Genomic DNA, 24,490 nt, shown 5'->3' on the forward strand with positions numbered 1-24,490 from the left:
TCTCGGTGACGCTCAACCGGCCTCCACTGTAAGCGGATACGCGCCGTTCGGCGTCTGAACATCGCGGGGGGTGCCCGTCCGGACCGGCGCCCCCGGGCCCAGCTCCGCATACGGGGCCCCCGCGCCCTCCAGCTCAAGCACCCACACCTCGTTGGCGCCCTCGCGGAGCACCGGGCCCGGCACGTACAGCGTCCGCTGCGGACCCGCTGACCAGTAGCGGCCCAGGCAGAAGCCGTTCACCCAGACGAACCCGCGGGTCCAGCCCGGCAGTTCGACCCCCGCATGATTCGCCCGGCCCGGTTCCGTCAGCTCGAACGATCCCCGGTACAGCCCGGTGCGCCCCTCCACGACCTCCCCGAACGGCACCCCGGCCACCGCTCCCGGTTCCTCGAACGCGGCCAGCCGCAACGCCCTGGCCCGTACCCCGTGCAGGTACTGCCGCTCGTGCAGGATCCCGCCCGTGATGCCCTTCGGTTCGCCCAGCCGGGGCCCGTAGTTGACCCGGCCCAGCGACTCCACCCACAGCTCGACGGACGCGGGTCCGGCCACCGGCTCGTCGAGCGTCGCGCTCTCCTCGCTCAGAACGCCTTCCCGGACGCCGTTCACGTACACCACCGCCCGGTCCCGGAGCCCCACCACCTCCAGCGCGTACGGCTGCCGCGGTCCCGGAACGTCCACCTGGTAGCGGACCAGGCCCCGGTCGACGCCCAACTCCTCGAACGTCGGCGGGACACCGGACTCCGGCGGCTCCGGGTCGCCCAGCGACTCCAGCACGCCGGACAGCGGTGCCCATCCGGTCAGCTCCGCCCGCACCGGCGTCGCGAGCCCGGCCGGCTCCGGCGGCAGAGCGGGAAGCGGACCGTCCGCGAACGCGCCGAGCACGTCCCGGAACAGCCAGAACTTCTCCGACGGCCGCCCGTACTCGTCGATCGGCGCGTCGTAGTCGTACGACGTCACCGTCGGCCGGAGATCCCGGTCCTGCAGCGGGCCGGACCGGTTGGCCCCCGCCCAGCCCGCGAAGTTGGTTCCCCCGTGTGCCATGTAGATGTTCACGGACGCCCCGCACTCCAGGATCTCCCGCAGTGCGCCGGCGGCCTGTGCCGGTTCCCGTACGACCGGCGGGGCACCCCAGTGCTCGAACCAGCCGCACCAGAACTCCATGCACATCAGCGGCCCCTTCGGCTGATGCCGCCGCAGCACCTCGAACGCCTCGCGCGCCCCCGAGCCGAAGTTCGCCGTGGCGAGCAGACCGGGCACGGAGCCGCCCGTCAGCATGTGGTCCTCCGGCCCGTCGGAGGTGAACAGAGGCACGCTCACCCCGTGCTCGCCCAGCAGGTCCGCAAGCCGCCGCAGATGGACCCGGTCGCTGCCGTAGCTCCCGTACTCGTTCTCCACCTGGACCATGAGCACCGGGCCGCCGCGGTCGATCTGCCGCTCCACCACCTGCGGCAGGAGCTGGGCGAACCACCGCTCGACCGCCGCCGTATAACCGGCGTCACGGGTCCGCACCCGCCGCCCGAACCGGCCCGTCACCCACGCGGGCAGCCCGCCGTTCTCCCACTCGGCGCAGATGTACGGGCCCGGGCGGACGATCGCCCACAGCCCGGCCCGGTGCGCCGCGTCCAGGAACCTGCCGAGCGCCGCCACGTCCCGGTACACCCCGGGCCGCGGCTCATGGAGGTTCCACGGGACGTACGTCTCGACGCAGTTGAGGCCCATCGCGCGGAGCATCGCGAGCCGGTGGTCCCACTGCTCCTCGTGCACCCGGAAGTAGTGCAGCGCCCCCGACAGCAGGCGTACGGGCTTCCCGTCGAGCCGGAAGTGGTCGTCGCCCACGGTGAAGTCAGCCATCGTGCTCGTACTCTCCTGTTGCGCCGGTCCCGCCCGTGGACCCGGGAGGAAATCTGCGTCCAACCTCGCCCCCTGGCGTGCGGCCGGTCCATGGACAAAGATCACTGCTGTTTGGACACAACGTGCAGATCACCGACGTGAACCGGAGCACCACCGAACCCGGCGGGGCCCGGGCCGAGCGGAGGAAGGAACCCGATGTCGACGTACCACACCTGGATGCGCTTCTTCACGCCCAGTCCGCTCCACCACCGGCTGGGTCTCGTCTGCCTGGGAGTCGGTCTGCAGCACGGCGCTCTGCCGACGGTCGGCCCACGGACCCTGGACCACCATGTGGCCGTGATCGTCAACTCCGGCAGCGGCTGGTTCGGCGGGCCCGACGGCCGCCGGACACCCGTCACCGCCCCCAGCCTGATCTGGCTGACTCCCGGTACCCCGCACCACTACGGCGCCGACCCGGGCACCGGCTGGGACGAGAGCTTCGTCGACTTCACCGGCCCCGCCACCGCCACGTACACCGAACTCGGCTTCATCGAGCCGGACCGCCCCCTCGTCCCCCTCGCCGACACGGCGGGCCCGCGCGCCGCGGTGAGCCGGATCGTCCGGGCCGCCAGGCGCGGCAACCCGCTCCTCGAGGTCGAGACCGGCGCCGCCGTCCATGAACTCCTCGTCGCCCTGCGCCGGGCCCGCGCCGACGTCAGCCCCGACGGCGACCCGGTCCTGCAGGCCCTCGCCCGCGACGCGTTCCAGCCGCTCTCGGTCGCCGAGCACGCCGCCCGGCACAAGATGACCCCCGCCGAACTGCGCACCGCGGTACGGCGCGGTGCCGGCTGCAGCCCCAAGGACTACCTCCTCGGCATCCGGCTCGGCCGCGCCAAGGAGCTCCTGGCCGCGACCGACCTGCCTGTCGCCGCGGTCGCCCGCCGCGTCGGCTACGACGACCCCGCCTATTTCTCCCGCCTGTTCGCCCGCCGCGTCGGCACCGCCCCGGTCCGCTTCCGTGAACAGCAGGGCCGCGCCGTACCGGGCGGGTGGAGCGATACGGTCCCCGACCCGGACCACCCACCGACGATCAGCCCGTAGCGGAGCCCTGCGTCCGGCCGTCTAAGCTCGTCGACCATGACCACGAGCGACACCGACGAGTCCGTCCGCGCGGAACTGAACCGGCTCCGCGAAAGCATCGACAACATCGACGCCGCTGTTGTCCACATGCTCGCCGAGCGCTTCAAGTGCACCCAGCAGGTCGGCCATCTGAAGGCGAACCACAAACTGCCCCCGGCCGACCCCACCCGCGAAGCCGAACAGATCGCCCGCCTGCGCCGCCTCGCGGAGAACGCGAAACTGGATCCGGCGTTCGCCGAGAAGCTGCTCAACTTCATCATCGCCGAAGTGATCAGGCACCACGAGACGATCGCCAACTCGTCCTGACACGGGCCCCGGCGCGCACGGCGTATCGTCCGAACGGTGACCGGCCGTCCGGCGCCGGCCCGATACCGAGCCCCCGACGGCGTTGGCGAGGACCGTGATGAGGAAGATCATCCTGATGATGTCGGTGTCCCTCGACGGATTCATCGAGGGACCCGGCCGGACCATCGACTGGCACCGTGTCGACGACGAACTGCACCAGCACTTCAATGACGAGCTCAGGGCGATGGGCGGCTTTCTGAGCGGTCGCGTCACCCATGAGCTGATGGCCGGATTCTGGCCGACGGCCGACGCGGACCCCTCCCACGCCGGGCCGGTGGCGGAGTTCGCCGGTATCTGGCGGGACATGCCCAAGTTGGTGTTCTCCAGGACCCTGGAGCGGGCCGACTGGAACACCACCGTCGTGCGGGACGTCGTCCCCGGGGAGATCATGGCGCTCAAGGCGCAGCCGGGCGGCGACCTGTCCCTCGGTGGCGCCGAGCTCGCCGTGGCCTTCCGGAAGCACGACCTGATCGACGAGTACCGCGTCTACGTCCATCCGGTCCTCATCGGCCGGGGCAAGCCCCTGTTCCTGCCGGCGGACGCGAAGAGCGATCTGCGACTCGCCGGCACCCGGAGCTTCGGCAACGGCGTCGTCCTTCTCCGGTACCTGCGCGCCGACGCGTCCTCCGCGGCAGAGCGTTGAGGGCCGGGCCGCACGGACGCCGGTGCGGCGTCGCCCGGCCCGTCACCCCCGCCCCGGTGCGGGGCGGTCAGGGAGAGATCTCCTCCAGCGGCCGGTTCGCCGTCTCCTCGGCGAACGCGCCCGCCACCACCGCGCCCATCAGCGCCACCGCACCCAGCATCACGAAGACCCCGGCGATGTCGTTGCCGGCGCCGTAGACGACACCCACCAGGATCGGGCCGAGGATCACGCCGAGGCGGTTGACCGCGCCGCCCACACTGCAGCCCAGGGCGCGCATCCGGGTCGGGTACAGCTCCGGCGTGTACAGGTACAGGCAGATGTTGGCGCCGAAGAAGCCGACGGCCGACAGCGAGGTCCAGATCAGGACCTGGACGGGCGTATCGGCGCCGAGTGCCGCGAGGGTCAGCAGAAGGGCGGCCGCGCCGCCCAGGAAGACCGCGAGGATCCTGCGACGGCCCAGGACGTCCACCGTCAGGGCGACCAGCAGGCAGCCGAGCAGCCCGGCGACCGAGGTGACCGTGGAGCAGAGCAGGGCGTCGGAGAGCGTGAGGCCGTAGGCGTCCTTGTAGATGCTGGGCAGCCAGGACGTCACGCCGTAGTTGACGAAGTAGCCGGTGAACCAGATCGCACCCACCACCAGGGTACGGCGGCGGTAGCGGCCGGTGAACAGGGAGCGCAGACCGGTGGCGGTGCGCTCCGCGTCGGTGGCGGCCGTCGCCGCGCCGGGTGCGGGGGAGCGGTGCACCGGCGCCGGCAGGGGTTCGCCCGTCGCCGCCGACACCTTGGTCTCGATCTCGGCCATGACCGCCTCGGCCTCCGCGGTGCGTCCCCGGTCCGCCAGCCAGCGCGGCGATTCGGGAACCGTGCGCTGGACGAGGAACGCGAGCAGCCCGGGCACGGCCGCGACGGCGAACATCACGCGCCAGCCCGCCGCGGGTACCAGCCATGCCGCGGCCAGGGCGCCGACGGTCAGTCCCGCGGGGAAGACGAGTTCGTACAGCAGGACGAAGCGGCCCCGCTTGAAGCTCCGGGTGATCTCGCTGATGAACGCCGCGGCCACCGGCACTTCGCCGCCGATCGCGAGCCCCTGGACGAAGCGCAGGGCCAGGAAGGGGGTGAGCGACGTGCAGGCGACGAGGGCGAGACCGGCGAGCCCCGAGGCGGCCACGCAGTACGCGATGACCTTGACCCGGCCGTATCTGTCGGCCAGCCGGCCGGACAGCAGCGCGCCGATGAGCATGCCGACCGAGCCGACGGTGAGCACCGACGTGGCTTCGCCGGTGGTCAGGTGCCACTCCTGCCGCAGCTCGGGCAGTGCGTACGCGATCAGCAGCTGGTCGAACGCCTCGAAGAAGGTGACCACCCCGACGACGAGGCGGACGACGACATGCCAGCGGGAGGCCGGCAGCCGTTCGAAACGGGCGGCGATGGCGTCACGGGTGGTGGGGGCGTCAGGGGCGGCCGGGGCGTCACGGGCGGCGGTGTGCCGGGTCATCCAGGGTTCCTCCTGCTCCGCGTGGGGGCGGAGCGGTTGGGGAGCCAGGTGTGCGGGAGGGCAGAGGTGTACGGGAGTGAGCCGAGCGTACGGGGGCGGGGCGGCGGCACGGGGCGCGTGAGCCTGTGAGACCGACCACTGCCGCCCGGCTGCTCTCTGCAAGCACCTAGCTTCTTAGGGCTTAAGTTTTACCGGCCCGGGGGTGGCGGCCGTCAAGACCTCCAGGGCAAAAGAGTTTTTACGGAGGGGTCTTGCAACAAATTACTTAAGCGCTTAGATTTTTAGCTCTGAGGTAACCGATTCGACTGCAGGAGGCCAACTGATGCTTGCCGACGAGGTGTTGGTCGCCGGGCAGTGGCGGCAGGGCCGTGGCGCCCCCATCAAGACCGTCGACCCCGCCACCGGCCAGGTCATCGCCACCGTGCACGCCGCATCCCTCGACGACGTCGAGGACGCCGTGACCGCCGCCGTCCACGCGGCCCAGGACCCGGCCTGGCGCGAGCTCCCCGCCCACCTGCGGGCCCGGCTGCTGCACCGCATCGCCGACCTCGTCGAGCGCGACGCCGACCGGCTCTCCGCCCTGCAGACCGCCGACACCGGCAAGTGCCGCACCGAGACCCGCGCCCTCGTGCTGAGCGCCGCCGGAACGTTCCGCTACACCGCCGCCGCACTGGAGACCGCCGAGGACGCGATCACCCCGTCCCGCGGCCCGTACGTCACGATGAGCGTCCACGAACCGATCGGCGTCGTCGGCGCGATCACCCCGTGGAACTCGCCCATCGCCAGCGACGCCCAGAAGCTCGCCCCCGCACTCGCCGCGGGCAACGCCGTCGTGCTCAAGCCCGCCGAGTGGACCCCGCTCGTCGCCCTCGCTCTCGGCCGGCTCGTCCACCAGGCACTGTCCGAGGCCGCACTGCCCACCGCCCTGCTCTCCGTGCTGCCCGGCCGCGGCAGCGTCATCGGTGACGCCATCGTCCGCCACCCGGCCGTCGGGAAGATCACCTTCACCGGCGGTACGAGCACCGGCCGCACGCTCGCCCATGCCGCCGCCGACAAGCTCATCCCCGTGTCGCTGGAGCTCGGCGGCAAGTCACCGACGATCGTCTTCGACGACGCCGACCTCGAACAGGCCCTGGCCGGCGTCATGTACGGCGTCTTCTCCTCCAGCGGACAGAGCTGCATCGCGGGATCCCGGCTCTTCGTCGCCCGCTCCCGGTACGAGGAGTTCGTCGGCGAACTCGTCGCCCGCACCCGGAAGCTGCGCGTCGGACCCGGCACCGACCCGGACACCCAGGTCGCCCCCCTCGTCCACCACAAGCACCGCGACAGCGTCGCCGCCTACGTCGACCTGGCCCGCGCGGAAGGCGCCACCGTCCGGTGCGGGGGAGCGGCCCCCGAAGGCGACCTCTACCGCGACGGCGCCTACTACCTCCCCACCGTCCTCGACGGCCTCCCCAACACCGCCCGGGTCTGCCAGGAGGAGATCTTCGGACCCGTCCTCGTCGCCCTGCCCTTCGACGACGAGGACGACCTCGTCGCCCAGGCCAACGACAGCGTGTACGGCCTCGCCTGCGGACTGTGGACCGGCGACCACGCCAAGGCCTGGCGGGTCGCCCGCCGGATCGACGCCGGCACGGTGTGGATCAACACGTACAAGCAGTTCAGCATCTCCACCCCGTTCGGCGGGCTCAAGGACAGCGGCATCGGCACCGAGAAGGGCCGCGACCTGATCCGCGGCTACCAGCGGCAGAAATCCCTCTACTGGGGCACCGGCACCACCCCGCTGCCCTGGGCCGCCCACTGAAGCCGAGCGAGAAGAAGCCGGAGAACCCCATGCCCCACGAGAACCTGCACACCCGCCGCCCGCCGCACGAACCCGTCGCCCGGCTGCGCGCCCTGCGCTCCGTCGAGCTGCACACCCCCGCCTTCACCGAGTCCACCGACTTCTACACCGAGGTCTGGGGCCTGGAACCCGTCGAGCGGGACCGCGACGCCGCCTGGCTGCGCGGCACCGGCGAAGAGCACCACGTCCTCGCCCTCACCCGCGGCGAACGCAACGGCCTCGGCCGCATCACCTTCGCCGTCGCCACCCCCGCGGAGATCGACGAGGCCGCCCGCCGCCTCCTCGCCAGGGGCATCGTCCCCGTCGCCGGACCCGGCCCGCAGGACCAGGTCGGCGGCGGCTACGGCCTCCGCTTCACCGACCCCGAGGGCCGGCTGATCGAGCTCAGCGCCCAGACGCACGCCGTCACCCCGCGCGGCCGGGACGCCGCCGTCCCCGTCGGCGTCACCCACACCGTCCTCAACACCACCGACATCGACGCCGCCGTCGCCTTCTACACCTCGGTCCTCGGACTGCGCGTCTCCGACTGGTCCGAGCACCAGATGGCGTTCCTGCGCTGCAACGCGGACCACCACTGCATCGCCTTCAACCAGGCCGCATGGACGTCGCTGAACCACGTCGCGTACGAGATGACCTCGGTGGACCACTTCATGCGCGGCCTCGGCCGGCTCCGCCACCACGGCATCAACCCGCAGTGGGGCCCCGGCCGGCACGGCCCCGGCAACAACACCTTCTCGTACTTCACCGACCCCGCCGGACTCGTCTGCGAGTACACCTCCGAGGTCGCGCAGATCGTCGAGGACACCTGGATCGCCAAGGTCTGGCGGCGCACCCCCGACCTCTCCGACCTGTGGGGGACCGCAGGTCCGCCGTCCCAGAAGATCCGCTGCCACATGGCAGGCGAACCCGACGCCGGGCCCCTGGCCCCAGCAACCGACGAGGTGTCCGCATGACCACCACCACCGACCGACCCACCTCCGTCGACCGCACCACGCCCCCCACGCGTCCCGTGCGCCGCATCGGACTCGTCGGCTGGGGCGCCATCGGCCGCGTCGTCGGCACCGCCCTCACCGAAGGCCACATCCCCGGCGCCGAGCTGACCTGCATCATCGACAACCGGCCCCTCGTCGATGCCCCCGCACCCCAGCTGTCCTTCGAGGACGCCCTCGCCGTCTGCGACCTCATCGTCGAAGCCGCCGGCCAGGCCGTGGTGCGGGAGTGGGCCGAGCGTGTTCTCGACAGCGGGACCGACCTGCTGATCGCCTCCACCGGAGCCCTCGTCGACCCCGAACTCGTCGACCGGCTGCGCGCGGCAGGCCCGGGACGCGTCTACTTCACCGGCGGCGCCGTCGGCGGACTCGACCTCCTCCAGGCCGTACGGGGACTGGGCGCCCTCACCTCCGTACGCCTGACCACCACGAAGCTGCCCGCCACCCTCCACCAGCCGTGGATGGACGCCGAACTCACCGAACGGCTGCGGACCGCCACCGGACCCGTCGAGGTGATGCGCGGCACCGCCCGCGACGTCCCGGTGAAGTTCCCCAAGTCCACCAACGTCGCCGCATCCGTCGCCCTGGCGACCGGCGACCCGGACCTCGTCGAGGTCGTCGTCGTCGCCGACCCGGCCGCCACCCTCACCCGGCACATCATCGAAGCAGTCGGCCCGCACGGCACGTACCGCTTCGAGGTCGCCCACCGGCCCGACGCCACCAACCCGGCCACCAGCCAGGTCGTGCCGCACGCCGTGCTGCGCAGCCTGGGCGCCGTCGTCGGCCGGGCAGGACTGATCCTGTGACCGCCACCCTCACCGCCGGCGGCGTCCACACCCAGGAGGCCGGGAACCCCGACGCACCACTGCTGCTCTGCCTGCACGGCATCGGCTCCTCGTCCGCCGCCTTCGCCCCGCAGCTCGCCGGACTCTCCGACCAGGTACGGGTCGTCGCCTGGGACGCCCCCGGATACGCGGCCTCCGCCGACCCCGACCGGGCCCCCGGCCTCGACGGCTACGCCGACGCCGCGGCCGCACTGATCCGCGACCGCGGCGGCCGCGCCCACGTCCTCGGCGTCTCCTGGGGCGGCGTCATCGCCCTGCGCCTCGCCGCCCGCCACCCCGGCCTCGTCGCGTCCCTGATCGTCGCCGACTCCAGCCGCGGCTCCGGCACCGACCCGGACAAGGCGGCCGCCATGCGCGCCCGTCCGCAGCGGCTCGCCGCCGAAGGACCCGACGCCTTCGCCGCGGTCCGCGGCCCGCGCCTGGTCTCCGCCGACGCCCCCGCCGAACTCGTCGAACGCGTCGTGGCGACCATGGCCGCCTCGATCCGAACCCCCGGATACGGGTACGCCGCCGAGTCGATGGCCGGGACCGACCTCACCGACGACCTGCCCGCCATCACCGCACCGGCCCTCGTCCTCTGCGGCGAGCAGGACACCGTCACCGGACCGAAGGAGTCCCAAGCCATCGCGGGCGGCCTCACCAAGTCCGTGTACGTGACCCTTTCCGGCGCCGGACACCTCTCCAACCAGGAACGGCCCGAGGCCTTCAACGCCTGGGTCCGCGCCCACCTCCACGTCGTCGCCCGCATCCCCGCGTGACGACACAGCCACCACCGCACCGAACCGAGGAGCAAACCGTGCCCATCGACAACACCCCCTACGAGACCGACGGCGACCTCGCGAAGTACACCGACTCCCTCATCGCCACGAAGGACTCCCGCGAGCCCGACTGGAACACCCTCTCCTTCCAGGCGAAGGCCGGCGACCAGTACAAGCGCGCACAGATCCGCTACGTCGGCTCCGGCGCCACCGGCAACCACGAGAACGACAACCGCATCATCCCGTCCGGCGGCTTCACCTTCTCCAACATGCTGCTGCCGCCCGGCGCCGAGGGCCCCGAGCACACCCACCACGACGTCGAAGAAGCCTTCTTCGTCCTGGAGGGCCAGGTCAGGGTCGGCATCCACCGCGGCGCCGACGAGGCCGAGTACCGCACCCTCGGCTACCGCGACATGATCGTCGTGCCCGCCGGAGTGGCCCGCTCGCTGAAGAACGAGGGCGACACCGACGCCCTGTTCTGCGTCATCATCGGCACCCAGAAGCCGCAGGTCCCGACGTACCCCGAGCACTCCCCGATGCACGGCATCACCCGCGACTGATGGCCACCGACGACACCCCCCGTACGGCGGACGGCTCCCGCACGGTCGTCGTCACCGGCGCCGGCCGCGGCCTTGGACTGGCCGCGGCCCGCCGGATCGGCCGTGACGGCTACCGCGTCGTCATCGCCGAACTCGACGAACGGACCGGCAGACAGGCCGCCGACGACCTGCGCGCCGACGGCATCACCGCCGACTTCCACCCGCTCGACGTCGCCGACCCGGACTCCGTCACCGCACTCGCCACCACCCTCGCCGGCGACGGCACCAGGCTCCACGGCCTGGTCAACAACGCCGGTCTGGCCAACGCGGTCGGCGGCAAGGCGTTCCACGAGATCGACGTGGAGACGTGGGACCGCATCATGACGGTCAACGCCCGCGGTCCCTGGCTCGTCGCCCGCGCCCTCCTCCCGCTCATGAAGACGGGCGGCGGCGGCCGGATCGTCAACCTCGCCTCGGACGCGGCACTGTACGGGTCACCCCGCCTCGCCCACTACATCGCCTCCAAGGGCGCCGTCATCTCCCTGACCAGGGCCATGGCCCGCGAGACCGGAGACCTCGGCATCACCGTCAACGCGGTCGCCCCCGGACTGACCGAGGGGGAGTCCTCCGTCGACATCCCCGCCGAACGTCACGAGCTGTACCGGCTGAACCGGGCGATCTCCCGGCCCCAGCAACCGGCGGACCTGGTCGGCCTGATCGCCTTCCTCGTCGGCGACGAGTCCGGCTACATCACCGGCCAGACCTTCGCCGTCAACGGCGGCTTCACCATGCACTGACCCCGCGGGCACCCCGCCGCACCGGACCCCGATCACCCGCGACCGGGACCGGTGCGGCACCGCCCCCGGGCACCCCCCTCACACCAAGGAGTACGAGATGGACCTCGGCCTCGCCGACCGCAGCATCCTCGTCACCGGCGGCAGCTCCGGCGTCGGCCTCGCCACGGTCCGCATGCTGCTCGCCGAAGGCGCCCGCGTCGCCACCTGCGGCCGCCGCGCCGACGCCCTCGCCACCGCGCTCCACGGACTCGCCGGACCCGACAGGCTCCACTACGCGCCCTGCGACGTACGCGACGAAGCAGCGGTCAGAGCCTTCACCGAGGAAGCCTCCGACCGCCTCGGCGGCCTCGACGGACTCGTCAACAACGCAGGCGCCTCCCGGATGAAGCCCTTCGCCGAGACCACCGCCGACGACTGGCGCGACGAACTCGAACTCAAATTCTTCGGCGTCCTCAACCCCCTCCACGCCGCCCTGCCCCACCTGCGCGCGTCCGGCAACGCCTCCGTCGTCAACATCAACGCCGTACTCGCCAAACAGCCCGAGACCCGGCTCATGACCACCAGCGCCGCCCGCGCCGGCATCCTCAACCTCTCGACCTCCCTGTCGAAGGAACTCGCCCCCGACGGAATCCGCGTCAACTCCGTCTGCCTCGGCCTCGTCGACACCGGACAGTGGGAACGCCGCTACGCAGCATCCGGCAGCCCCCTCGACTACACCGCCTGGCAGGCCGAACTCGCCGCCGACCGGGGCATCGCACTCGGCCGCCTCGGCAACGCCGACGAAGTCGCGTACGCCGTCACCACCCTCCTCTCACCCCGGGCGTCGTACATCACCGGCACCACCGTCGACGTCTGCGGCGGCGTCAACCGATCCGTCGCATAACACCCACCCCCCACCCCCGTTCACGTACCTCAGGAGCGCAACGACATGACCCAACCCAACGGCGGCGACCTGCTCGTCGAGACGCTGCGCGGACTCGGCGTCGACACGGTGTTCGGCATCGTCAGCGTGCACAACCTGCCGCTCGTCGAAGCCGTGGACCGCGACCTGCGCTTCGTCCCCGTGCGCCACGAAGCCGCCGCGGTCAACGCGGCCGACGGCTACGCCCGCGCCACCGGACGCCTCGGCTGCGCCCTCACCAGCACCGGCACCGGAGCGGGCAACGCGGCAGGCTCCCTCATCGAGTCCCTCAGCTCCGGTACCCCCGTCCTGCACATCACCGGGCAGATCGACAGCGAGTACCTCGGCTCCGGACGCGGCTTCATCCACGAGACCAAGGACCAGCTCGGCATGCTCCGCGCGGTCTCCACCCACGCCGTCACCGTGACCGACGCCGCCGGCGCGGGCGACATCCTCCGCGACGCCGCCGCCCGCGCCCTCACCGCCCCGCACGGACCCGTCAGCGTCGAATGGCCCATCGACCTGCAGTTCGCCCCCCAGCAGCTGACCGGCACCCCCGTACCCGCCGGCGCACCCCCGGCCCTGCCCGACCCGGCACTCCTCGACGAGGCCGCAGCCCTCCTCGCCTCCGCACAGCGCCCCCTCGTCTGGGCCGGCGGCGGAGCCAACAGCGCCCGACCGGAACTGGCCGCACTCCTCGACGCGCTGAACGCCGGACTCGTCACCTCCAACTCCGGCCGCGGCTCCGTCCCCGAGTCCGACGAACGTGTCCTCGGCAACTACGCCACCGCCCCCGCCGGACGCGCCCTCCTCGCCGAAGCAGACGTGCTGCTCTCCATCGGCACCCACTTCCGCTCCAACGAGACCGCCGACTACAGCCTCGAACTGCCCGCCGTACACATCCAGCTGGACCTCGACCCGGCCGCCCCCGGCCGCGTCTACCCGGCCACCTGCGCCCTGCACGGCGACGCGGCCGCCGTCCTCACGGCCCTCCTTGAACGCATCAGCGGCAGCGGTACGGAGACGGACTGGCCGGCCCGCGTACGCAAGGCCCGTAACGACGCCCGCAGCGCACAACGCCACGCGATCGGCCCGCAGGCCGCAGTCAACGACGCGATCCGCGACGCCTGCCCGCCCGCATCCGTCATCGCCCGTGACGTCACCATCCCCTCCTCCACCTGGGGAAACCGGCTGCTGGAGATCACCGACCCGGCGACCAACGTCTTCCCCCGCGGCGGAGGCATCGGCCAAGGCCTCGCCATGGGCATCGGCGCCGCACTCGGCCGTCCCGACACCCCCACCGTCGTCATCGCAGGCGACGGCGGCCTCGCCGTCCACCTCGGCGAACTCCTCACCCTCGCCCAGGAGCGGCCCCGGCTCACCCTCCTCGTCTTCAACGACGGAGGCTACGGCGTCCTGCGCAACATGCAGGACACCCACTTCCCCCGCCGCTCCGGAGTCGACCTCACCACCCCCGACTTCGCCGCGCTCGCCGCCGCCGTCGGACTGCCGTACGCCCGGATCGCCACCGAAGCGGACGCGGGCCCCGTCATCAAGGAAGCCACCGCCTCCGACGGTCCCACCCTCGTCGAGATCGACCTCGCCGCACTCGGCCCGATGAACACGCCGTTCACCCCGCCCGTCAAGCTCCCCTCGACCGCCACCGGACAAGGAGGCGACCCGCGATGACCACCAACGGACAAGAACCCCAGCTCGACCTGCTCGTCCACCGCATGACCTGGGAAGCCGACGGCGTCCTCGGCATCGAACTCACCCACCCGGACGGCACCCCCCTCCCCGCCTGGGCCCCCGGCGCACACATCGACGTACACACCGGCGGCCACATCCGCCAGTACTCCCTGTGCTCCGACCCCGCCGACCCCACCCGCTGGCGCATCGGCATCCTCAAGGAACCCGCATCCCGCGGCGGCTCCGCCCACATCCACACCCAGCTGCGGCCCGGCCAGACCCTCCGCGTCCAAGGCCCCCGCAACCACTTCGAACTCGACGCCGAAGGCAACGCCGGCAGCTTCCTCTTCATCGCAGGCGGCATCGGCATCACCCCGATCCTCGCCATGGCCCGCGAAGCGGCCCGCCGCGCCATCCCATGGCGCCTCGTCCACGGCGGCCGCACCCGCACCTCCATGGCCTTCGGAGCCGAACTCGCCGCACTCGCCGAACTCCCCGGCGGATCGGTCGAGTTCGTCCCCCAGGACGAGCAGGGCCACATCGACCTCGACACCCTCCTCGGCGACCTCCCCGCAGACACCCAGGTCTACTGCTGCGGACCGGAACCCCTCCTCGCCGCCGTCGAGGAACGCTGCCCCACCGCCCGCACGGAACGCTTCGCCGCCCCGACGGCAGCCCCCCGCGACGGAGAGGACACCGGCTTCGACGTCGTCTGCTCCCGCACCGGAACCACCGTCCAGGTCGGCCCCGACACCTCGGTCCTGGACGCACTCGAAGGCGCAGGAATCTCCGTGCCCTCCTCCTGCCGCGACGGCATCTGCGGCACCTGCGAGACCAAGGTCCTCGAAGGCACCCCCGACCACCGGGACTTCCTGCTCTCCGACACCGAGAAGGCCGCCGGCGCCTCGATGATGCTCTGCGTCTCCCGCGCCTGCACCCCGCGCCTCGTCCTCGACCTCTGAACCACCCCCGAAGGGAGCCGACATGACCACCCCGCAGTACCTCAACCCCCACCAGGCACGCACCGCCGACCCCACCCCGTACGAGAAGAAACTCGCCGCGGTGATCGAGGACGTCTTCGGCACCGGCGCCCACGACCTGCCCGGCCTCGTCGCCGGACTCAACGCCCGCGACCTGCCCGCCCCCGACGGCAACCCGTGGACCGAGGACACCTTCCGCACCGAGATGCGACGACTGGGAGCGTGAAACGACCATGACCACCGACACCGCAACACACACCGGCGAGACCACCCGGCCCTCCGAAGTCGCGCGCCCCGGCAACCGCACCGCCGACCGCCTCTTCACCACCGGCATACGCAATCAGTGGTACGCCGTCTGCCCCTCCGACTCCGTCCCCGCCGGCGGCATGAAGCGCCTCACCCTCCTCGGCGAGGAATGGCTCCTGTTCCGCCGCGCCGACGGCACCCTCCACATGCTCGAGGACCGCTGCCCCCACCGCGGCGCCCGGCTCTCCCTCGGCAAACACCTCGGCGACCGGATCGCCTGCTGGTACCACGGCGTCCAGGTCGACGGCACCGGCACCGTCGCCGCCGTACCCGGCCTGCCCGGCTGCAACCTCGAAGGCAAACAGCTCGTCGCCGCACCCCACGTCATCGAGACCGGCGGCGCGATCCTCGCCTACTTCGGGGACGACGAACACCCCGAACCGGCCCCCCTCGTCCTGCCGGAACAGCTCACCGACCCCGATGTCTCGGCCTTCCTCTGCTACGCGGAGTGGAACGTCAACTGGCGTTACGCCGTCGAGAACCTCCTCGACCCCATGCACGGGTCGTTCCTGCACCGCGACTCGCACAGCATGTCCGAAGGGCAGACCACCGCCCGCTTCCGGATCCGCGAGACCGAACGCGGCTTCTTCTTCGAGAAGACCGACCAGAGCGGCGTGAACTTCGACTGGGTCGAACTCTGCCGCACCGGCATCGACTGGGTCGACCTGACCATCCCGTACCCGCCCACCGCCGGCCCCGGCGGCCCGTTCGGCATCGTCGGCATGGCCACCCCGATCGACGAGGAGCGCTGCGCCGTCTTCTTCTGGCGCTACCGCCGCGTCACGGACTGGCAGCGCGACACCTGGCGCTTCCTCTACAAGACCGTGCTGGAGGACCGCCACTGGGACGTCCTCGAACAGGACCGGATCATGCTCGAAGAACTCCGCAGCGACGCCGACCAGGCGGAGAACCTGTACCAGCACGACCTGGGCGTCGTGCGAGTCCGCCGCATGTACCGCACGGAAGCAGAGACCCAGGCCCGGGCCGGCGCCACCGGCTGAGCCCGCCTCGCACACCACGACGTCCCCGGCCGCCGGGCAGGCTCGAGAACAAGCCCGCCCGGCGGCCGGGGTTCACGCACGGTCCGGCCCGTGCGGCGCATCAGCCCGCCCGGCGATCGACGACCGCACACGGACCGGCAGCGCCGTCAAGCCCGTCCGGCGACCGAGAACAAGGACGGCCACCGCACGCCGTCGGTCACTCCTCCTCCGCCGCCAGCACGGACCGCTCCAACTTCCCCAACAACCGCGCCAACTCCCGGCACTCCGCAGGAGTGAGCCCCGCCAGCATCCGCCGCTCGTTCTCCAGGTGCTCCGAGAACAGCTCGTCGATCGTCGACAGCCCCTCCTGCGTCAGCCGCGAATGCACCACCCGACGGTCCTCCGGGTCCCGCTCGCGAAGAATCAGCCCGTCCTTCTCCAACCGGTCGATCCGCAGCGTCACCCCCGCCGAACTGATCAGCCCCGAATCGGCCAGCTCACCCGCCGTACGACGAAACGGCGCACCCGCCCTGCGCAACGCGGTCAGCACATCGAACCCCGCCATCGACAGACCCTTGCGCTCCACCGGACGGGAGATCGCCGCGCTGTACCGCAGGAACGCCCGATGCAGCCGGCCGAACACCTCCAACGGCGCCGTGTCCAGATCCGGCCGCTCCCGCCGCCAGTCCTCGACGATCGACGCCACCGCATCCTGCCGCGTCGCGGAAGCCGTCTTCTTCGCCATCCCGGGCACCCTCCGTGCAGGAACACAATGGGCAAGAATCTTAGCCCTCAAAGGCCACACGGCCCGCGGCCACCCACCCGCATGCGCTCAGCCCTGCGAGAACTCCACCTGCGCACCCCTCACCCCATACGGCAGCATGGATCCATGTCCGTACTGACGCGCAACGAAGCGCAGACCCGAGCCCAGTTCCTCGACGTACAGCGGTACACCATCGACCTCGACCTGACCACCGGCGAGGACACCTTCGACTCCCGCACCGTCATCCAGTTCACCGCACGCGCCGCCGGGAACACCTTCGTCGAGCTCAAGCCCGCCACCCTGCGCTCCATCAGCCTCGACGGACACCCCCTCGACCCGGCCGACCTCACCGAGAACCGGTTCCCGCTCACCGCACTCACCGCAGGCCCCCACGAACTGCGCATCGACGCCGCCATGCACTACTCGCGCACCGGCGAAGGCATGCACCGCTTCACCGACCCCGCCGACGACGAAACCTACGTCTACACGCAGCTCTTCATGGAAGACGTCCAACGCGTCTTCGCCGCATTCGACCAACCCGACCTCAAATCCGTCTTCGCCCTCACCGTCACCGCCCCCGAAGGCTGGACCGTCCTCGGCAACGGCATCGCCACCCATCACACCGACGGCCGCTGGACCATCGCCGACACCCCCCTGCTCTCCACCTACCTCGTCGCCGTCGCCGCAGGCCCCTGGCACTCCCTCACCACCGAGCACGCCGGCCTGCCCTTCGGCCTCCACTGCCGCCGCTCCCTCGCCCCCCACCTCGACGCAGACGCCGACGAAATCCTCGACATCACCCGCGCCTGCTTCGACCGCTACCACGAGAAGTTCGACGAGCCCTACCCCTTCGACTCCTACGACCAGGCGTTCGTCCCCGAATTCAACGCCGGCGCCATGGAGAACCCCGGCCTCGTCACCTTCCGCGACGAATTCATCTACCGCTCCGCCGTCACCGACACCGAACGCCAGACCCGCGCCATGGTCATCGCCCACGAAATGGCCCACATGTGGTTCGGCGACCTCGTCACCCTCGCCTGGTGGGACGACATCTGGCTCAACGAGTCCTTCGCCGAATACATGGGCTACCAGACCCTCACCGAAGCCACCCGCTTCACCGACACCTGGATCGACTTCGGCGTGGCCCGCAAGGGCTGGGGATACGACGCCGACCAACGCCCCTCCACCCACCCCGTCGCCCCCGACCCCGCCGCCGTCCCCGACACCGCATCCGCGATGCTCAACTTCGACGGCATCTCCTACGCCAAGGGCGCATCAGCGCTGCGGCAACTCGTCACCTGGCTCGGCGAAAAGGACTTCCTCACCGGCATCAACACCCACTTCGCCCGCCACAGGTTCGCCAACGCCACCCTCGCCGACTTCATCGACAACCTCGCCTCCGCCACCGACCGCGACGTCCACGCCTGGGCCGAACAATGGCTCCGCACCACCGGAGTCGACACCCTCACCCCCCAGGTCAGCGAATCCGACGGCGCCTGGTCCGTCACCATCGACCGCAGCGGCAGCCGCCCCCACCGCATCGCCGTCGGCGCCTACGACCTCGCACTCGACACCCAGCCGGGACCCGACCGCCTCACCCTGCGCGACCGCTTCGAACTCGACGTCCCCCACGGCAACACCGCCAAGATCCACCCCGGACGCCGCCCCGTCCTCATCGTCCCCAACGACAACGACCTCACCTACGCCAAGGTCCGCCTCGACCCCGAATCCTGGAACACCGCCCTCCACACCCTCTCCGGCATCCCCGACGCCCTCACCCGAGCCGTCATCTGGAACACCGCCCGCGACATGGTCCGCGACGGCGAACTCCCCCCCACCACCTACCTCCAGGCAGCCCGCACCCACCTCCCGCACGAAACCGACCTCGCCCTCGTCCAAGGCGTCCTCGCCTTCGCCGACACCCAGATCACCCGCCGCTACACCACCCCCGACCAGCGCCCCACCGCCCTCGCCACCCTCACCGACCTCTGCCGCGACCTCATCCGCCGCACCGAGGACGGCACCAACCCCGGCCTGCGCCTCACCGCCGTACGCCACCTCATCGACGCCGCCACCCACCCCGACGCCCTCCTCGACTGGCTCACCGACGGCAGCGTCCCCGGCGGCCCCGAACTCGACCCCGAACTCCGCTGGCGCATCCTCACCCGCCTCTGCGTCCTCGGCGCCGCCGACGAACCCGCCATCGCCGCCGAACTCGCCCGCGACCCCAGCGCCACCGGACAGGAAGGCGCCGCCCGCTGCCGCGCCGCCCTCCCCACCCCGGAAGCCAAAGCCGCCGCCTGGCACGCCCTGTTCAACGACGACACCCTCTCCAACTACCTCTTCACCGCCACCGCCCAAGGCTTCTGGCAACCCGAACAGGCCGACCTCCTCCACACATACGTCCCCCGCTACTACCCCGAAGCGACCGCACTCGCCGCCCGCCGCGGCCCCGCCATCGCCGAAGCCGCAGGCAACAGCGCCTTCCCCCGGTACGCCATCGACACCGACAACCTCCACCTCGGCGAACAGGCCCTCGACGACCCCACCCTCACCCCCGCACTCCACCGCAAACTCACCGACCAGATCGACGACCTGCGCCGCGCTCTCGCCGTACGCAACGCCCACTGACCCACCCCACCCACGCCCCACACACCGCACCACCCGTGCCCGGCGCCACCCCACCACCACAGGGGAGACGCCGGGCACACCCATACCACCGGCACCACCACCAACCCCCCACTGCCCACCCCCCGTCCCCCTTTCGAGTTCAGATCACCACGCTCACCGGCTGCGCCACCAGAAACCCGGACAAGCTGGCATGTCCACCCGCGCGCACCCGAAGGGCCCACCACCCATGCCGACCCCACCCCTCGCCGGATCCACCACCGGACCCGACGCGCTGCGCCCCCTCCTCGACACCGTCCTCACCGCACTCCACGACGGAGCCCACCAACGAAACGGCCCCCTCCCCGCCGGCGGACCCTCCGCCACCACCCGCCGCATACGCGCCGCCACCCACCCCGTCATCCCCGACCACGGCACCGGTCCCCACCACGCCCTGCGCACCCTCGTCACCGCGCTCGCCCAAGGCTCCGCAGACCCCGCACACCCCCACTGCGCAGCCCACCTCCACACCCCACCCCTCGCCCTGGCCACCGCAGCCGACCTCGCCGCCTCCGCCCTCAACCCCTCCATGGACTCCTGGGACCAGGCACCCGCCGCCTCAACCCTCGAAGCCGACACCACCGCCGCACTCGCCGCCGAGATCTACCCCCACCACCCCACCCCCGACGCCCTCATCACCACCGGCGGCACCGAAGCCAACCAACTCGCCCTCCTCCTCGCCCGCGAACGCCACGGCCCCGTACAAACCATCTGCGCCACCAACGCTCACCACAGCATCAACCGCGCCACCTGGCTCCTCGGACTTCCCGAACCCCTCACCATCCCCGCCCCCACCGGCGTCATGGACCTCACCGCACTCGAAGAAACCCTCACCCGACACCACCACCGCCCCCTCCTCGTCACCGCCACCGCAGGCACCACCGACACCGGCCAGATCGACCCCCTGAACGACATCGCCGACCTCTGCACCACCCACGGCGCCGAGCTCCATATCGACGCCGCTTACGGCGGCCCCCTCCTCTTCAGCCCCACCCACCGCACCGAACTCCACGGCCTCGACCGCGCCCACAGCGTCACCCTCGACCTGCACAAACTCGGCTGGCAGCCGGCACCCGCCGGCATCCTCGCCGTCCCCGACCACCACCACCTCCACCCCCTCACCCACCAGGCCCCCTACCTCAACGCCCACGACGACACCGAAGCCGGCCTCCCCGACCTCCTCGGCCGCTCACTGCGCACCACCCGCCGGCCCGACGCCCTCAAAATCGCCGTCACCCTCCAAGCCCTCGGCCGCACCGGACTCGCCGACCTCATCGACCGCACCATCACCACCGCCCACCAACTCGCCGACCTGATCACCCACACCCCCACCCTCGACCTCTACGCCCGCCCCACCATCACCACCGTCCTCTTCCGCCCCACCGACACCGACGACCACACCGTCGCCACCATCCGCCGCACCCTCCTCACCCACGGCCGAGCCGTCCTCGGCCGCGCCCACGCCCACAACCGCCTCTGGCTCAAAGCCACCCTCCTGAACCCACACACCACCCCCCACGACCTCCAAACCCTCCTCGACCACGTCACCCACCTCGCCCACCAGCTCAAGAAAGGCAACACACCCCGATGACCGACCGACCCACCCCCGCACCCGACCAGCCACACGACCTCGTCGGCATCGGCATCGGCCCCTTCAACCTCTCCCTCGCCGCCCTCGCCCACGGCATCCCCGCCAACCCCCACCCCCTCACCGCGACCTTCTACGAACAACGCCCCGCCTTCCACTGGCACCCCGGCCTCCTCATCGACGGCGCCAGCCTCCAAGTCCCCTTCCTCGCAGACCTCGTCACCCTCGCCGACCCCGCAAGCCCCTGGACCTTCCTCAACTACCTACGCAGCCGCGACCGCCTCTTCCCCTTCTACTTCGCCGAGCGCTTCCACATCCAACGCGCCGAATACGACGCCTACTGCCGCTGGGTCACCGACCAACTCCCCGGACTCCACTTCAGCCACCAGGTCGACGCCATCCGCTGGAACCCCGAACGCAACCTCTTCGAAGTCGACTTCACCCAGCTCGACACCCACGGCGAAGCCGAAGCCCTCGGCCGCACCTACACCCGCCACATCGCCCTCGGCATCGGCACCGAACCCTTCATCCCCGCCCCCCTCAAACCCCTCGCCGACGCCGACTCCGTCCCCGTCATCCACTCCGCCGACTACCTCCACCACCGCGAGCAACTCCTCCAGGCCGAACACATCACCGTCATCGGCTCCGGCCAGTCAGGCGCCGAGATCTTCCTCGACCTCCTCCGCGCACGCCCCGCCGGACACGAAAAACTCCACTGGCTCGCCCGCACCCACGCCTTCGCCCCCATGGAGTACTCCAAACTCGGCCTCGAACACTTCACCCCCGACTACAGCCGCTACTTCCACGCACTCCCCGAACACGTACGCGACGAACTCGTCCCCCACCAATGGCAACTCCACAAAGGCATCGACGCCGACACCATCGCCGCCATCCACGACGAGCTCTACCGCCGCACCCTCCACGGCGGCTGGCCCGACACCACCCTCACCCCCGGCGTCCACGTACGCACCGCAGGCCGACTCGCCAACGCCCGCGTCGAACTCCACCTCGAACACACCCAACAAGGCACCCGCACCCGCCTCACCACCGACGCGGTCATCCTCGCCACCGGCTACCGCGAACGCTCCCTCGACCGCATCCTCACCGGCCTCCACCCCCACATCCGCCGTGACACCAGCGGCCGCCCCCGCATCGACGACCAGTTCCGCCTCGAACTCGACCCCACCGTCACCGGCAACATCTACGTCCAGAACGCCGAACGGCACACCCACGGCGTCGGCGCCCCCGACCTCGGACTCGCCGCCTGGCGCAGCGCCACCATCCTCAACAACCTCACCCGCACCGACGCCTACCCCCTCCCACATCGCACCGCCTTCACCACCTTCGGCCTCACCCCCCAGAACACCCCCAAGATCCCCCACCAGCACCCCGGACTCATCCCGCTCGTGCAAGGCAACTGACCACCCCCGTACACACAGAAGCGGCCGCCTCCCACGTAAGGGAGACGGCCGCCCGAAGAACGAACCGTTAGAACACCGGCACGCCGTCCCGCGTCAGACGCCAGTCCACCGAAGCGAACTGCGAACCATCCACCGAACCCTTCGCCTGCACCCACGCAATGATCGTGTTGCGGATCTCCTCCGAATTCGCCCAGAGCTGCTTCGCAGCCGGCACATGCGGGAAGTTACCGCCACCGCTCGCCCGATAGTTGTTCACCGCCAGCACGAACTGAGCCGCCGGATCGATCGCCTTGCCCTCGAACGACAGATTCACGATCCGCGAACCGTTCGGCTTCGCAATATCGATGTCGTACGTCAGACCCGACACCGCGTCATAGTTGTAGTCTGGCGTGTTGTCCGCATTCGTCAGCTTCGCCGTGTCCACCGGGGCGCCGGCCGCCGTCTGCACGTAATACCGCGCCGAGAACTCCAGATAATCCTTGATCTGCGCACCCGTCAACAGGCGTGCCTCGAGCGTGTTCTCGAACGGATACAGCCCCGCCGCATCCTTGATCGTCACATCGCCGGCAGGGATCTGCGCCGTACGCGAGAAACACGACGCCTGCGACAGCACCGGAAGCGACGCATACGCGCCACCGGCCAGAGCGGCCTTCACCGTCTCCGCCTGAACCACATTGATCAGATCAATGATCGGCTCGTCCTTCCACGCCGCCTCCGCCGTCGTCATCGCGGCCGTCGACGTACCGATCACCTGATTGACGTACGCCACAACCTTCTTGTGCTCGTCCGCCAGCAACCCCGTGATCTTCGGGTCCTCCGCCACCGTGTTCGAGTTCAACACCTGCGAACCCGCACGCTCCACCACCCAGCGGCCCTTCTCCCACACCAGATCGAAGTCGAACAGCGTCAGCCGCTGCCCCCACTTCAACGGCTCGGAGAGCACCACCTGCTTGCCCGTCTCCTTGTTCTCCACGAAGTACTCGGGGATCTCCAGATGGGCATGACCGACAAGAATCGCATCGATACCCGGCACCTGCTCCGCCACCAGAGCCGCCGCATTCTCCACATACGGAACCTGATCACCGTACGACGACGTCCCACTCGTCCCCGAGTGCGCCGACACGATCACGACATCCGCACCCATGGACCGAAGCCGCGGCACGAACTTCGCCGCCTGCTCCTCCAGCCCCGGGAACACCATCTTCCCGCTGACATTCACCTTGTCCCAGATCGCGATCCCCGGGTTCGTCAGACCCAGAATCGCCACCTTCACATCCGGACCGTGCGGCGTACGTATCCGCTTGATCACGTACGGAGCGAACGCCGGCTGCAGCGTCTTCGCATCCAGCGCATTCGCACCCAGCAGCGGAAAATCACACTGCTCCTCGAACTTCCGCAGCACCGGAATGCCGTAGTTGAACTCATGGTTGCCCAGCGCCGCCGCGTCATACCCGATCGCGTTCATCGCCTGCGCCATCGGATGCACCGGACCACGCTTCGCCGTGATCGGATCGATCTTCGCGTAGTAGTACGACAACTGCGTGCCCTGGATCGTGTCACCCGCATCGATCATCAGGGTGTTGTGCCGGCCCTTCTCCGCACGGACCTGCTCCACAAGCGTCGAGATCTTCGCCAGACCCACATCGTTGTGCGCCTTGTCGTCGAACTCCTTGTCCGTGAAGTAGTCCCAGTTGAAGACATTCCCATGCAGATCGGTCGTCCCCATCACCGTGAACGAGTACCGCTTCGGCGGACGACCGTTCCCGCGGCCGTGGGCCTCTGCAGGCACAGCCGCACCCCCAGCCATCGCCACGCCGGCCCCGGCCGCAGCCGATGTGCCCAGGAACGTCCTTCGGTTCAGCGGCATCTCTACTCCCACAGATCAGATCTCGTACTACACAACGCGCGTAGATAATGACCCACCGGCCACCCCCGGCAACACCCCCCGCAGGTTTCTATCTGATGACCACG

21 protein-coding genes are annotated in these 24,490 nt (G+C 70.7%); 17 read left to right on the top strand and 4 right to left on the bottom strand.

All coding sequences use genetic code 11. From position 1 onward, the window contains the following. Positions 1-12: 12 nt before the first annotated feature. Positions 13-1,851, bottom strand: a complete 1,839-nt coding sequence (locus OG878_RS29220; protein WP_328889538.1) for a glycoside hydrolase family 35 protein — start codon at positions 1,849-1,851, stop codon at positions 13-15. Positions 1,852-2,046: 195 nt separating this feature from the next. Between OG878_RS29220 and OG878_RS29225 the strand changes: the two genes are divergently transcribed. From OG878_RS29225 to OG878_RS29235, 3 genes are all read left to right on the top strand, one after another. Then, positions 2,047-2,931 carry an AraC family transcriptional regulator gene (locus OG878_RS29225; RefSeq protein WP_328889539.1) on the top strand — a complete coding sequence of 295 codons (885 nt, stop codon included), beginning with the start codon at positions 2,047-2,049 and terminating at the stop codon, positions 2,929-2,931. Positions 2,932-2,967: 36 nt separating this feature from the next. Further along, positions 2,968-3,276, top strand: a complete 309-nt coding sequence (locus OG878_RS29230; protein ID WP_328889540.1) for a chorismate mutase — start codon at positions 2,968-2,970, stop codon at positions 3,274-3,276. 97 nt (positions 3,277-3,373) lie between these two features. After that, entirely contained in the window at positions 3,374-3,958 is a 585-nt protein-coding gene (locus tag OG878_RS29235) for a dihydrofolate reductase family protein (protein WP_328889541.1), read from the top strand. Between the two features lie 67 nt (positions 3,959-4,025). Here the strand turns inward: OG878_RS29235 and OG878_RS29240 are convergent, their stop codons facing one another. Beyond that, complete coding sequence (locus OG878_RS29240) at positions 4,026-5,453, bottom strand: MFS transporter (protein ID WP_328889542.1); 1,428 nt, start codon at positions 5,451-5,453, stop codon at positions 4,026-4,028. Between the two features lie 322 nt (positions 5,454-5,775). Between OG878_RS29240 and OG878_RS29245 the strand changes: the two genes are divergently transcribed. The 11 genes from OG878_RS29245 (at position 5,776) to OG878_RS29295 (ending at position 16,101) form a co-directional block, all read left to right on the top strand. Further along, positions 5,776-7,257, top strand: a complete 1,482-nt coding sequence (locus tag OG878_RS29245) for an aldehyde dehydrogenase (RefSeq protein ID WP_328889543.1) — start codon at positions 5,776-5,778, stop codon at positions 7,255-7,257. A gap of 29 nt (positions 7,258-7,286) precedes the next feature. Then, positions 7,287-8,249 (top strand): VOC family protein, encoded by a 963-nt coding sequence (locus OG878_RS29250; RefSeq protein ID WP_328889544.1) that lies wholly within the window; start codon positions 7,287-7,289, stop codon positions 8,247-8,249. Further along, on the top strand, positions 8,246-9,091 hold the full coding sequence (locus tag OG878_RS29255) for an aspartate dehydrogenase domain-containing protein (RefSeq protein ID WP_328889545.1): 846 nt from the start codon (positions 8,246-8,248) through the stop codon (positions 9,089-9,091). Before OG878_RS29250 ends, OG878_RS29255 begins: the two co-directional genes overlap by 4 nt. Continuing rightward, complete coding sequence (locus OG878_RS29260) at positions 9,088-9,888, top strand: alpha/beta fold hydrolase (protein ID WP_328889546.1); 801 nt, start codon at positions 9,088-9,090, stop codon at positions 9,886-9,888. Before OG878_RS29255 ends, OG878_RS29260 begins: the two co-directional genes overlap by 4 nt. Positions 9,889-9,926: 38 nt before the next feature. Continuing rightward, positions 9,927-10,448, top strand: coding sequence for a cupin domain-containing protein (locus OG878_RS29265; protein WP_093771735.1), 522 nt, complete (start codon positions 9,927-9,929; stop codon positions 10,446-10,448). Beyond that, positions 10,448-11,224, top strand: a complete 777-nt coding sequence (locus OG878_RS29270) for an SDR family oxidoreductase (RefSeq protein ID WP_328889547.1) — start codon at positions 10,448-10,450, stop codon at positions 11,222-11,224. The genes OG878_RS29265 and OG878_RS29270 overlap by 1 nt, the downstream gene beginning before the upstream one ends. Before the next feature lie 97 nt (positions 11,225-11,321). Continuing rightward, entirely contained in the window at positions 11,322-12,107 is a 786-nt protein-coding gene (locus tag OG878_RS29275; RefSeq protein ID WP_328889548.1) for an SDR family oxidoreductase, read from the top strand. Between the two features lie 45 nt (positions 12,108-12,152). Further along, positions 12,153-13,814 carry a thiamine pyrophosphate-binding protein gene (locus tag OG878_RS29280; protein WP_328889549.1) on the top strand — a complete coding sequence of 554 codons (1,662 nt, stop codon included), beginning with the start codon at positions 12,153-12,155 and terminating at the stop codon, positions 13,812-13,814. Continuing rightward, positions 13,811-14,776: a PDR/VanB family oxidoreductase gene (locus tag OG878_RS29285; protein ID WP_328889550.1), complete on the top strand. Its 966-nt coding sequence runs from the start codon at positions 13,811-13,813 to the stop codon at positions 14,774-14,776. Before OG878_RS29280 ends, OG878_RS29285 begins: the two co-directional genes overlap by 4 nt. Before the next feature lie 22 nt (positions 14,777-14,798). Continuing rightward, positions 14,799-15,020 carry a recombinase-like helix-turn-helix domain-containing protein gene (locus OG878_RS29290; protein ID WP_030919589.1) on the top strand — a complete coding sequence of 74 codons (222 nt, stop codon included), beginning with the start codon at positions 14,799-14,801 and terminating at the stop codon, positions 15,018-15,020. A gap of 7 nt (positions 15,021-15,027) precedes the next feature. Beyond that, the gene (locus tag OG878_RS29295) at positions 15,028-16,101 is read left to right on the top strand and encodes an aromatic ring-hydroxylating dioxygenase subunit alpha (protein WP_328889551.1); all 1,074 of its coding nucleotides are present in this window, start codon (positions 15,028-15,030) and stop codon (positions 16,099-16,101) included. Positions 16,102-16,297: 196 nt separating this feature from the next. Here OG878_RS29295 and OG878_RS29300 read toward each other — a convergent pair whose 3' ends face one another. Beyond that, on the bottom strand, positions 16,298-16,825 hold the full coding sequence (locus OG878_RS29300; protein ID WP_277325628.1) for a MarR family winged helix-turn-helix transcriptional regulator: 528 nt from the start codon (positions 16,823-16,825) through the stop codon (positions 16,298-16,300). Positions 16,826-16,969: 144 nt separating this feature from the next. Here OG878_RS29300 and pepN point away from each other — a divergent pair, with 144 nt between their 5' ends. From pepN to OG878_RS29315, 3 genes are all read left to right on the top strand, one after another. Further along, the gene (gene pepN, locus OG878_RS29305) at positions 16,970-19,474 is read left to right on the top strand and encodes an aminopeptidase N (RefSeq protein WP_328889552.1); all 2,505 of its coding nucleotides are present in this window, start codon (positions 16,970-16,972) and stop codon (positions 19,472-19,474) included. A 226-nt stretch (positions 19,475-19,700) separates the two neighbouring features. Next, complete coding sequence (locus OG878_RS29310) at positions 19,701-21,101, top strand: pyridoxal phosphate-dependent decarboxylase family protein (RefSeq protein ID WP_328889553.1); 1,401 nt, start codon at positions 19,701-19,703, stop codon at positions 21,099-21,101. Further along, positions 21,098-22,519 carry a lysine N(6)-hydroxylase/L-ornithine N(5)-oxygenase family protein gene (locus tag OG878_RS29315; RefSeq protein ID WP_328889554.1) on the top strand — a complete coding sequence of 474 codons (1,422 nt, stop codon included), beginning with the start codon at positions 21,098-21,100 and terminating at the stop codon, positions 22,517-22,519. Before OG878_RS29310 ends, OG878_RS29315 begins: the two co-directional genes overlap by 4 nt. Positions 22,520-22,586: 67 nt before the next feature. Here OG878_RS29315 and OG878_RS29320 read toward each other — a convergent pair whose 3' ends face one another. Then, on the bottom strand, positions 22,587-24,386 hold the full coding sequence (locus tag OG878_RS29320; protein ID WP_328889555.1) for a bifunctional metallophosphatase/5'-nucleotidase: 1,800 nt from the start codon (positions 24,384-24,386) through the stop codon (positions 22,587-22,589). Positions 24,387-24,490 lie beyond the last annotated feature (104 nt).

The organism is Streptomyces sp. NBC_00316 (genome assembly GCF_036158715.1).
In the GTDB taxonomy this organism is placed as follows: Bacteria; Actinomycetota; Actinomycetes; order Streptomycetales; family Streptomycetaceae; genus Streptomyces.